Here is a 10,000-nt window from a genome sequence, read left to right as displayed (position 1 = left end):
AAAAACAGTAGTGTTACAATAGCTGTGGCGATCGTCCCGAACGCATACATTGTGGTGGCGATCCAATAAGCCAGTCCTTCATCGGAGTCTTTTTTGTAAAGCTCGGACCTGTATTTACCAAAGGGTCTGATCTGAAAACCAACCTTGGCTTCTTTCCGTGTAACAGCACAAAAAAGATTCCAAGCGTAATAGCCGAACGCGACCGCCCAGAACATGAGTGCCAGAAACTGCAAATGCCCCTCCGCTCCAGTGAAAACCAAAGCTAGCACATTTGCTCCGGTTTTCGTAGCTATTCCTCCCGGTTGCGCTACACTGTGCACATAACCACTGAGGGGAGTCTCCATGTTCAGTATCTTCGCCGGCGTTCTGATCGTCGTGACCTTTTTCATCCTGTTTTCGGTCATCAAGATCGTCCCGCAGGGCCGTGAATTTACGGTCGAACGCTTTGGCCGCTATACCCGCACGCTCAAGCCCGGCATCTCCTTCCTGACGCCGTTCATCGAAACGGTGGGCAAGAAGGTCAATATGATGGAGCAGGTGTTCGACGTGCCGCAGCAGGACGTGATCACCAAGGACAATGCCATCGTCAAGGTGGACGGGATCGTCTTCACGCAGGTGATGGATGCCGCTGCGGCTGCGTATCGCGTCGATAATCTCAACAATGCCATCACGCAGCTCGCCATGACTAATCTGCGCACCGTGGTCGGTTCAATGGAGCTGGACGAAGTGTTGTCGCAGCGCGATTCGATCAATACGCGGCTCCTGACCGTTATCGACCACGCCACCTCGCCCTGGGGCATCAAGGTGACACGCATCGAAATTAAGGACCTGCGCCCGCCGCACGACATCACCGACGCCATGGCCCGTCAGATGAAGGCCGAGCGCGAACGTCGCGCCCTGATCATCGAAGCTGATGGTGAGCGTCAGGCCGCCATTGCCCGCGCCGAAGGGGCCAAGCAGGCCGCTGTACTTGAGGCCGAAGGGCGCAAGGAAGCTGCCTTCCGCGACGCCGAAGCGCGCGAACGCGCTGCCGAAGCCGAAGCCAAGGCGACCCAGATGGTGTCGGACGCCATCGCGTCGGGCGACACCAAGGCCATCAACTACTTCGTGGCGCAAAAATATGTCGAAGCCTTTGCCGGTTTCGCCAATTCAGCCAATACCAAGACCCTGATTCTGCCAGCCGATCTGGCGTCTCTGTCGGGGTCCGTTGCCGGTGTGGCCGAACTGCTGAAGACCGTCACGGATCAGGCTCCGGCCACGCGGAGCAAGTAACGGAGGGGAGTATGCTGGAGTTTTTGCTGGCTGAGCCGCAGGGGCGGCAGCTTTTCTGGGCGTGGCTGATTATTGGCGGGTCGCTGCTGGCCTTTGAAATCGTCATCGGCACCCAATGGCTCTTGTGGCCCGCGGCCGCCGCCGTGATCGTGGCGGTGATTACCCTGACCGGGGCCCCGGCCAACCTGCTGGTGCAGATCGTCATTTTCTGCGTCCTGACGCTGACCATGACGCTTCTGTCGCGGCGTTTCCTCAAGCCTCCCGTGGCGGAAGGGGCTGACATCAATGACCCGCACCATCGACTGATCGGGCAGGAGGCGACGGTGATTGACGCCTTCGATGACCTCGAAGGTCAGCGCGTCAATGGCCGCGTCATCTTCGATGGCGTCGAATGGCCGGCCCAGAGCGAACGCACGGACGCGCCCATTGCCCTGTCCGAAAAGGTCCGCATTCTGGCGGTCAGCGAAGGTAAGCTGATCGTCACAAGGGTTTGACAGGACGTAGATAACTTCGAAAGTCGATGCAATCGGCTTGACTTACGGTACGTCAATCCCCTGTCATCGGCAAAACGATACAGGGAGACGACCTCATGACCTCTGAAACCGCCCCGGTCCATCCGCTGATCAGCTCCGCCGAATGGGCCATCCGTAAGGATCTGGCGGCGCTTTATCGTCTGGTGGCGATGTTTGGCTGGGACGACACCATCTTCACCCATATTTCGGCCCGCGTTCCGGCGAAGGACTCGCTTGTGGCCGGGCCGGAAGGGCCGGTGGTGTCGCAGCTCGATCATTTCCTGATCAATCCCTATGGCACTTTTTTCGAGGAGATGACGGCTTCGGCGCTGGTCAAGGTCGATCTGGAGGGCCAGATTGTGGGCGCGGCCGACGCCTTTGTGAATCCGGCGGGCTTCACCATCCATAGCGCCCTGCACGCCGCCTGTCCGGATGCGCATGTGGTCATCCACCTGCATACGGACGCCATGACCGGCGTGTCGGCGCAAAAGGAGGGCCTGTTGCCCTTGACTCAGAACGCCCTGCTGCTGGGGCCGCATCTGGCTTATCACGCCTATGAGGGTGTGGCGCTCGATCACGATGAACGTCAGCGTATCGTCGCCGATCTGGGGCAAAAAAAGATCATGCTGTTGCGCAACCACGGGGCGCTGGCCTATGGTGGCTCAGCGGCCGAAGCCTTTACCCTGATCTATTTTCTGGAGCAGGCCTGTCGGCAGCAGATTGCCGCCCTGTCGGCCGGACGCGACGGCGTATTGGAAGCGCCGCAGGACGTGCAGGACAAGGTGGCGCCGTTAGGGGCCGGTGTCGGGTTTGTCTCCGGTCTGTTGTGGCCGGGGCTGATGCGGCGGCTGGAACGTCAGTATCCCGGCTGGGATCGCTAAAAGGGGGCAGGTTTGCGCAAGCGGGGGCGGTGGATTTTGGCAGTGATGCTGGCCCTGTGGCCAGCGACCGTCTGCGCCTCGGCCTGGGGGCCGGACAGCGGCGCGAGCGAAGTCATCGTCAAGGCCGAGCTGGTCACCGCCAGCCAGGGGTTCGATGCGTCCGGCACGGCCGCGATTGATCTGCCGCACTGGGAAGAAAAGCGTGTGACGGTCTTTGCCGAACGCGGTGTGCACGACCTGCTGAGTGTGTTCGCCAAGGCGAATATTCAGGATATTCAAACATCTGTGGACAGTTTCTCAGGTTTGGGCTCTGTCGAGATCGGGCTGAAGACGCCGCTCTATCGCTCCGATCGCAGTGCGCTGAGTGCCAGTGTGTCGTTGGATGGCTTTGGCAAGGGGCGGCGTGATGAGTTTTCTGTGCCCGGTGATGAAGACCCGGATATCGAGGTGCGCCTTTATGGCGGCCATAGTTTCGAGGCGCGCAAGGTGCCGATGTTTGTCGATGCGCAGGTCGCCCGGCGCGCCCGCAGTGGGTCAAATGCCGATCAGTGGCGGGTGGATCTGACCGTTGGGGCGCGGCCTTCGCCCAAATGGATCGTGATGGCTCAGGTGTTTGCGGGCAAGACGGATCGACTGAACGGTTTTGAGGCCAAATGGATGCACGTGGAAACCAGCGCCGTGCGCTTTTTCGATGCCAAACAGACTCTGGGCGTGCAGTTTGGCCTGCGTCAGACGGTCAGTGGCGAGAATGTGCCCAAATCGAGTGCGGTGACCATCGGGCTTTGGAAAAGGTTTTGAAGGGCGAAGGGCCACGGGCCCTTCACCCGGAACCGGGAGCAAAAGGCACCGTCAGAGTCATTGCAGACAGTTATGGGGTTTGGGGCCAACTGGCCCCAAGGCCTTACAAATTCACAGCCAACCGCAAAAAGTCCGCCGGGCTGATATTTTCAGCGCGCAGGGTCGGATCAATCCCAACCTTGGCCAGCAGGGTCTCTCCACCCAGCGTCTTTAACGAGGCCCGCAGCATCTTGCGACGCTGACCAAAGGCGGCGGCGGTGAGGGTTTCCAGATTGCGGATGACGCGCGCGTCGGGGCGTTCGGCCTTGGGGATCAGGCGCACCACGGCGCTATCGACCTTGGGCGGTGGGGTGAAGGCGCGCGCCGGCAGGTCCATCAGCTTTTCACAGTCGCACAGGACCTGACAGATGACCCCCAGACGACCGTAATCATCGTCCCCGACCGGGGCGACGACGCGCAGGGCGACCTCAAGCTGAAACATCAGAGTCAGGGATTTGGGCTGCCACGGCCCGGTCAGCCACTTGATCAGCAGCGGCGTGCCGACATTGTAGGGCAGGTTGGAGACCAGATGCGCCTGCGGTGGCAGGCCGCGTTCGGCCAGAAGGGCGGGCTCATCGACCTTCAGCGCATCGGCTTCGACGACACCGAAACGGCCGGGATAGGCCGTATCCAGCTCCGTCAGTAAGTCGATAAACCGCGCGTCCTTTTCGACGGCCAGCACGTAGGCGGCGTCGCTTTCCAGTGCGGCGCGCGTCAGGCCGCCGGGACCGGGGCCGACCTCGATCACCACCTGACCGTCAAAGGCGTTGCCGCCTTCCTGCCCCAGACGCACGATCTTGCGCGTCACATTCAGGTCGAGCAGGAAGTGCTGACCGAAGCTCTTTTTGGCCATCAGGCCGTGGGCTTCGAGGCTTTCGCGGAGGGAGGGCAGGGTCATTTACGTGGTTTTTGGGGCTCGGTTCAGGCTGATGTCGTGGGCGGCCCGGATGGCGTTGATCAGGCTGTCGGGACGGGCTATGCCCTTGCCGGCAATGGCAAAACCGGTGCCGTGATCCGGAGACGTCCGCACAAGGGGCAGGCCGAGGGTTATATTGACACCGCCCCAGAAGTCCAGCGTCTTAAGCGGAATCAAGCCTTGATCGTGATACAGGCACAGGGCGGCGTCATAGGTGCGGCGCGCCTCCGCGTGAAACAGGGTGTCGGCGGGCAGGGGGCCTGAGATGTCCAGCCCTTCGGTGCGCAAGGTCGCCACCAGAGGCTGCAACAGATCGACTTCCTCGCGCCCGATGGTGCCGTCTTCACCGGCATGAGGATTGAGCCCGGCCAGCACCAGCCGCGGTTTGGCCACGCCGAAGTCGCGGATCAGGGCTTCGTGGGTGACGTGGGCAAGGGTGCGAACGGTCTCTGCCGACAGGTGCGCTTTCACCTCGGACAGGGGGATGTGGATGGTGGCCAGCACGACGCGCAGGGCGCTGTCATTGGCGGCATCGGGTGCGGTCAGCATCATGACCGGGCCGCGCGTGCCGGGATAGGGGGTATCGGCGGTCAGGTCACCCAGATATTCCGTATGGCCGGGAAAGGCAAAGCCGGTGGCGTAGAGCACCGACTTGGCGATGGGGGCGGTGACGAGGCCGCGCGCCGCGCCGGACAGGCATAGGCAGACACCTTCGCGTATCCAGCCGGTGATATGCGGTGCGTGAACCGGATCGGGCTGACCTGGACGGGCGGGGGCGCTTAGCGGGCGGTCGAGAACCGGCAGACCATCGGGGAAGGCCGCTATGGTTTCGGACAGGTCATGGATAGGCCGAACCGGCCCCAGAGACGCCAGCAAATCGGCATCGCCCAGAACCGCGAAAGCGTAGTCTGTCTGTGATCTGAGAGCCGCCCACGCCTTGTGCACCAGTTCGGGCCCTGTGCCGCAGGGGTCACCCAGGCTGAGGACCAGCGGTGCCGTGACGGGCAGGCGCAACGCCCTTACCGGCTTTCGATGGTGGCACCGTCGCGGATGTCACGCAGATAGCGGCGGCCCAGCATGGCGACCTTTTGCTGCGTCAGGCGTTGTTCGACCTGTTCGCGCGAAGGGACATCATCACCGGCGGCGGTCTTGTCGCAGACATAGACCACATTGATATTCATGGCGTTTTTCATCGGCTCAGTGCTCTGCCCGACCTTGAGCGGTTGCAGCGCCGAGGCGTATTCCGGCTTTAAGTCGCTGAGGGTCGTAAAGCCGAGATCGGCGACGCTGACCTGGCCATTGCCCGTTTCGTTATTGAGGGCATCACAGGTCGGATACTTGGCGCGGAAGCTGGCCAGAGCCCGCATGGCCGAATCCCCGCCGGTCAGCGGTACGGCGGCCTGTTTCAGGCGCACCTTGGCGTCGGCCTTGCCTTCCTTCTTTTCGCGCAGGTAGTAGATATAGACGCCTTCGTCGGTAACGATCGGACGCGTCATCTGCCCCGGATTCATGCCCTTGAGGACGGTTTCAACCTTGGGGTCGATGGTCCCGGAGACCAGCCAGCCCGCGTCACCGCCATTGGCCGCCGACGGGGCGTTGGAAAACTGCCTTGCCACCGACTGAAACGGCGCGACGCCCTGCGCGATCTGATCGAACAGTTGCTGCGCACCGGCTTCGGCCTCTTTCTGGCCACCGGCGACTTCCGGATCAATCAGGATTTCCGCCACCAGATATTGCGGCTTCTGGCTATCTTCTGTCAGCTTGGTCATGAAGGCATCGACCTGATCCTTCCCAACGCGCGCCTTGGGGCGGAAACGGCCATTGACCAGTTGCCCCCAGGCGATTTCGGCCTTGATCTGATCGCGCAGGGTCTGTGCTTCGATGCCGGCGCGCTTCAGTTCGGCCAGAAGCTGGTCTTTTGACAGGCCCGACTGCTGCGCCATATTGGCGACTTCCTCGTCGATTTCCTCATCGGAAACGGTCAGCTTGAAATGGTCGGCCTCGGCCAGTTGCAGATGTTCGTCGATCAGGGCGCGCAGGGCTTGCTGCTGAAAAGCCGCGTAGTTTTGCTGCGTGACCTGCACACCCGAGGTGATGATCAGCAACAGCATACGCTGCTTGAGATCGTAGGACGAGATCAGCTTGTCATTGACCAGCGCCACGACCCCTTCGCCCAGCGGACGCGCCTGCGCCGCCGGTTGAGCGGTCGTCTGCGCGACGGCCGGAAGGCCCGACAGGGTGAGGCAGGTGCAAAGCAGCAGCGCGGAACGGCGGAAGGCAACGGAGGTCATGTCGTCGTTTTAATCTTTTCAACAAAGCGGCGCTGCGGCCGGGTCGGGCAATCTATAAACCATACGGCTCTTAGCGTACATTGACAAAATCATCGTCCGATGGCGCCAATGTGGCAAGACTTATCCGAACCGAAATAGACTCATTCGCCTTGCCATTATTGCTGAGCAGGGCCGTCTCATCGCGCTGATAGACCAGTTCCAGACGTGCGCAGTCATCCTTGTAGATGACCGAGGCTTCGGAACGCAGCCAGCGGTCACGCAGCATGTCGCGGCTGACCTGAGCCGATACCCCCCATCTGGAGTTAAAGAAGTGCTGTCCGAACAGTTGCAGGTCGTGATAGCCCACGGTCGGCACCAGTTCGCCATCGACGACGGTGAAATTATAGTTGTTTTTCAGGCCAAGCAGCGCCGTCTTGTCGTACTGGTGGCGCAGGGTGAGCTGCGTATTGGCGCTGAAATAACTCACGCCGGTTTCGCCCCGGCGGATCGTGCCATCGTCGCCGATGCGCTGACGGGTATAAAGGCGCAGGCCCCGGCCCGTATCGACGTCCGCCTGTACGATCCAGTCGGATTTGGTGTTGGCCAGACTGGAGGCGTCGTATTTGTAGGTCGTATTGCCGATCTTGTAGAGGCGATAGAAGTTTTCTTCCGGGGTCTTGCGGAAGGCGCGACCGATCAGCGAGGAGAAACGGAAGCCCGAATCATAGCTGAGCTGGGTCTTCAGCCCCACATTCAGGCGTTTGCCGCCCTCGTAAAGGTCGAAACCGGGGGAACGGTTGGCCTTGAACAGGGTGGTCGCATCGACTTCGAACGCATTGGAGTCTTCGTTGGTGAGGAAGGGTTCGACCTGCGAATCGGGAGACAGGGCGATTTGCGCGATGGGTTCGACCACCACGGACACGCCGTTGAACTTGCGCAGCAGCGGATAGGAGAGGTCGAGGCCGACCGTACCGAGGCTGCGCGACACCCGCCGCGTGTCCTCTTCGCCGGGTTGCAGGTCATATCCGGTCTTGTAATAGTCCCGCAGATAGTATTCGTCGTGACGCGCGTCGAGGAAGGGCGCGAACTTGAGGCCGCCGGGGGTGACCATATCGCGCCGCCACGACAGGCCGATATTAGCGCGCGCCGTATCGACGGGGCCGCGATTGTCCGGATTCACGATGTCGGGTGCGAGGAAGATATCCGTCGAAGGCGTCGTCTTGCGAATGATCGACACGGCATTGGCCGACAGGGTCAGACGCCCGCCCAGTATCTCCTGATCCGGCGACCAGTAGGCATCGATCATCGGCGCGACAGCCGGTTGATTCCGGTCGCGTTCCGCCAGATACAGCATCGGGCTTGTTGCCAGATCGGAACTCAGCCGGTGCTGACCGCCAATAGCCAGGCTCTGGAACGACATCAGCGAGGCGCTGAAGAAGGCCGTATCGGTCTGACGGACCAGATTGATCTGACTGATCAGGCGGCGCGAATTGCTCGAAAAATCCCCGGCATAGGGGAAGCCTTCATCGACCTTGTAGCGTTCGTAGAAGTTCGAGATCGGAAGACCCGCAGCAATGGGCGTCGAGACCGGGTTACCATTGGTGTCGGCTGACCATGACAGCAGGCCGTTGCTCGTCTTGTCCCATACCCGCTGCGCCGTGAAGTTCCAGCGCCAGTCTTCGTTGATATCGAACTTGCCATCCAGCAGCATGAAGCCACGGGTGGCGCTTTCGCCCCATTTGTGGCCATCATTATCAAAGAAGCGCTCATTGGTGACACCAAAGCGGCTGTGCAAATCACCGGAGTAGAAGCGGCGGTTGAGTTCCAGATACAGCAGTGGATTGAGCTTGCTGGAAAATTCCGGGCTGATGATAATGTCCGTGTAGGGCGAGACCGCCCACAGGTACGGCAACTCCAGCGTCGCTCCGCGCCGCCCTGAAAAGCCGGGCTTTGGCATCAGGAAGCCTGAGCTGCGCTTGGCCGTCACGTCGGCGTGCCACAGAACAGGCAGGTACAGGACGGGGACGCCCTTGGCCTTGATGATAGCGTTGCGATAGATCACCACGCGGTGTTTCTTGTCCTGCGTGATCGAACTGGCCTGAATATGCCAGGTCGGCTCCTGCGTGACATTGTTTTTCACACACAGTTCGCAGGGGGTGAAAATCGCTTCGCTGAGGCGGTTGGTCTGTTCGTCGAGACGTTCAACCTTGTTGGCGAACAGCTTGGATTTTTCGCCGTCGATATAGGCGATACGATCGCCGGTGCCGGACGAATGTTCATTATCGACCTCCAGCCGGTCGGCGTATTGCACCGAACCGTCCGGATTGATCGTTTGCACATTGCCGGTTGCCACGGTTTTACCCGTCGTCTGATCGTAGCGGACCTCGTCAGCACGAATGAGGCGGCCTTCCCAGCGCATCTCGACCTTGCCGCGCGCCAGCATGATGTTTTCCTCCGGAGAGGTGACCTCGTCCGCAGTGATAAACGCCCCCTCTTCACCCAGCCCATCGTCCGGCAGCGGTGGTTCCGCAGGCGTGTTGCTGTTGGGGCTATCCTTGCCGTTCAGGCGGTCGCGTTCGGCCTTCAGCACCTGTTCGTCGCTCAGGCGCGCGGTCATCGTCACGGGCGCAGGGGCAGAAGCCGGCACCGAGGCGGGCGGATTATCCGTTGCGGCCTGAGCCAGGGCGGGCAGGGCTACGGCCTCCGCAGTCGGAGCGGCAGGGCGCCGGGGGCGCGTGACATGGGGAGCTTCGGAGGCGTCGGCAACCGTCTGACTGACGGACGCAGGTGGTGCGGCCGGATCAGGTACAGGGGCCGTCGTCACAACTGGTGCCGGTCGAGCGACAGCTTCGACCGTCGGTGCGGCCATATCGCTGTCATCAGCGAAAAAGCGAATCCCCCTTACGCCCAGTTCACCTTCGGCGTCGGTTTCCGGACGCGCGGCGGCTTCGCCGCTGACAACGCCGGCGGCCACTAGGGTCAGGACTCCTACGCTCAGCTTGAGCGACGCTTTTCTCATATGGGGTGTACCTGATGGAAGGGAACGCGGGACAAACGCTTCGGGTGATTTGGCTAATAATAGGTTGCCAGACGGCTGTCGGGTATCGCGAATTTGAAGTTCGCTTCATTTTTCATGTCGAAAGACGGGCGAATTTCAGAGTTCAGACACTCAGGACCGATTTTGCTCCTGGCCAGGCGAGGGCGCACCGGGCGTCCTCAGATGTCAATTCCCTTTCCTAGCCGTCCTCGGTGTAAACAAGCAATGTCAGGGCCGTCAAAAAGGCGACCAGCGGAGTGGCCCAGCCCGCCAGA

The 10,000-nt window shown here is 61.1% G+C and carries 9 protein-coding genes; 4 read left to right on the top strand and 5 right to left on the bottom strand.

Going from position 1 to position 10,000, the window contains the following annotated elements:
* Positions 1 to 344: hypothetical protein (locus LDL37_RS08840; RefSeq protein WP_290796909.1), on the bottom strand; the 344-nt coding region annotated here is incomplete at its 3' end.
* Between LDL37_RS08840 and LDL37_RS08835 the strand changes: the two genes are divergently transcribed.
* The 4 genes from LDL37_RS08835 (at position 343) to LDL37_RS08820 (ending at position 3,463) form a co-directional block, all read left to right on the top strand.
* Positions 343 to 1,272 (top strand): SPFH domain-containing protein, encoded by a 930-nt coding sequence (locus tag LDL37_RS08835; protein WP_290796906.1) that lies wholly within the window; start codon positions 343 to 345, stop codon positions 1,270 to 1,272. The two genes, LDL37_RS08840 and LDL37_RS08835, sit on opposite strands and share 2 nt — an antisense overlap.
* Before the next feature lie 11 nt (positions 1,273 to 1,283).
* A complete protein-coding gene (locus LDL37_RS08830) occupies positions 1,284 to 1,766 on the top strand; it encodes an NfeD family protein (RefSeq protein ID WP_290796903.1) in 483 nt (160 codons plus the stop codon).
* A 95-nt stretch (positions 1,767 to 1,861) separates the two neighbouring features.
* The gene (locus LDL37_RS08825) at positions 1,862 to 2,665 is read left to right on the top strand and encodes a class II aldolase/adducin family protein (RefSeq protein WP_290796900.1); all 804 of its coding nucleotides are present in this window, start codon (positions 1,862 to 1,864) and stop codon (positions 2,663 to 2,665) included.
* 36 nt (positions 2,666 to 2,701) lie between these two features.
* Positions 2,702 to 3,463, top strand: a complete 762-nt coding sequence (locus LDL37_RS08820; RefSeq protein WP_290796897.1) for a hypothetical protein — start codon at positions 2,702 to 2,704, stop codon at positions 3,461 to 3,463.
* Positions 3,464 to 3,566: 103 nt separating this feature from the next.
* Here the strand turns inward: LDL37_RS08820 and rsmA are convergent, their stop codons facing one another.
* The 4 genes from rsmA to lptD all read right to left on the bottom strand — a co-directional run bounded on the left by rsmA (position 3,567) and on the right by lptD (position 9,707).
* Positions 3,567 to 4,400, bottom strand: coding sequence for a 16S rRNA (adenine(1518)-N(6)/adenine(1519)-N(6))-dimethyltransferase RsmA (rsmA, locus tag LDL37_RS08815; RefSeq protein ID WP_290796895.1), 834 nt, complete (start codon positions 4,398 to 4,400; stop codon positions 3,567 to 3,569).
* Complete coding sequence (gene pdxA, locus LDL37_RS08810) at positions 4,401 to 5,432, bottom strand: 4-hydroxythreonine-4-phosphate dehydrogenase PdxA (protein ID WP_290796893.1); 1,032 nt, start codon at positions 5,430 to 5,432, stop codon at positions 4,401 to 4,403.
* Positions 5,433 to 5,437: 5 nt separating this feature from the next.
* Positions 5,438 to 6,709 (bottom strand): peptidylprolyl isomerase, encoded by a 1,272-nt coding sequence (locus LDL37_RS08805; protein ID WP_290796890.1) that lies wholly within the window; start codon positions 6,707 to 6,709, stop codon positions 5,438 to 5,440.
* 70 nt (positions 6,710 to 6,779) lie between these two features.
* A complete protein-coding gene (gene lptD, locus LDL37_RS08800) occupies positions 6,780 to 9,707 on the bottom strand; it encodes an LPS assembly protein LptD (RefSeq protein ID WP_290796888.1) in 2,928 nt (975 codons plus the stop codon).
* Positions 9,708 to 10,000: the final 293 nt, after the last annotated feature.

Source organism: Asticcacaulis sp. (genome assembly GCF_020217185.1).
Classification (GTDB): Bacteria; Pseudomonadota; Alphaproteobacteria; order Caulobacterales; family Caulobacteraceae; genus Asticcacaulis.
Note: the sequence above shows the minus strand (reverse complement) of the source record. Positions and strands in the feature narration are given on the sequence as shown.

What these genes read in the sequence shown, in the direction of transcription:
- rsmA (WP_290796895.1), bottom strand. Translation starts at nt 4,400, where the DNA reads ATGACCCTGCCCTCCCTCCGCGAAAGCCTCGAAGCCCACGGCCTGATG.
- LDL37_RS08835 (WP_290796906.1), top strand. Translation starts at nt 343, where the DNA reads ATGTTCAGTATCTTCGCCGGCGTTCTGATCGTCGTGACCTTTTTCATC.
- LDL37_RS08805 (WP_290796890.1), bottom strand. Translation starts at nt 6,709, where the DNA reads ATGACCTCCGTTGCCTTCCGCCGTTCCGCGCTGCTGCTTTGCACCTGC.
- LDL37_RS08830 (WP_290796903.1), top strand. Translation starts at nt 1,284, where the DNA reads ATGCTGGAGTTTTTGCTGGCTGAGCCGCAGGGGCGGCAGCTTTTCTGG.
- lptD (WP_290796888.1), bottom strand. Translation starts at nt 9,707, where the DNA reads ATGAGAAAAGCGTCGCTCAAGCTGAGCGTAGGAGTCCTGACCCTAGTG.
- LDL37_RS08825 (WP_290796900.1), top strand. Translation starts at nt 1,862, where the DNA reads ATGACCTCTGAAACCGCCCCGGTCCATCCGCTGATCAGCTCCGCCGAA.